This is a genomic window from Mycobacterium sp. NGS26, from assembly GCF_059813025.1.
The window spans coordinates 1-489 of record NZ_JCALDU010000031.1 but is presented as its reverse complement, the minus strand read 5'-3'; the positions used below and the strand labels follow the sequence as shown (position 1 = coordinate 489).

Here is a 489-nt window from a genome sequence, read left to right as displayed (position 1 = left end):
ACCGCGTTCGCGGCTTCGGTCAACGCGTATGACCCCGAGCTCATGCCCAGGGTGTTGACGAACATCTCGTGAATCGCCGCCGCCTGAGCGCTGACGGCCTGATACATCTGGGCATGCGCGGCGAATTGCGCCGCGGTCAGCGCCGACACCTCGTCGGCAGCGGCGGGCACCACGCCCGTCGTCGGGGCCGCCGCGGCGGCGTTCTGGGCGCTCAACGTCGAGCCGATCCCCTGCAAGGCGCCGGCCGCGGCGGCCAGAGCCTCCGGCTGCGTCGTCACGAACGACATGTGATTTCCTCCTCGACAACCTTCCGGCTCAAGACCTTCGGGAATGTGGTTGCTGACAACGTTAATTCGATCGCGGTCGCGGCGCCTCTCCGCCGCGAAATACTCGTTAACGGACGACTATTGTTCATTTGTTGTCCACCGTGAATTTCCCGGTGGTCTGGATGGAACGTCGCTGCGGGCATGGTTTTATCCTGCCGATGGC

At 64.4% G+C, this 489-nt stretch carries 2 protein-coding genes; both read right to left on the bottom strand.

The genetic code is table 11. The annotated features are described in order from the left end of the window. The coding region (locus tag AC5Y6X_RS24415; RefSeq protein ID WP_499989716.1) for a PE family protein at positions 1-287 on the bottom strand (287 nt) is incomplete at its 3' end. Continuing rightward, on the bottom strand, positions 275-489 hold a 215-nt coding region (locus tag AC5Y6X_RS24410), incomplete at its 5' end, for a hypothetical protein (protein ID WP_499989715.1). The genes AC5Y6X_RS24410 and AC5Y6X_RS24415, both read right to left, overlap by 13 nt.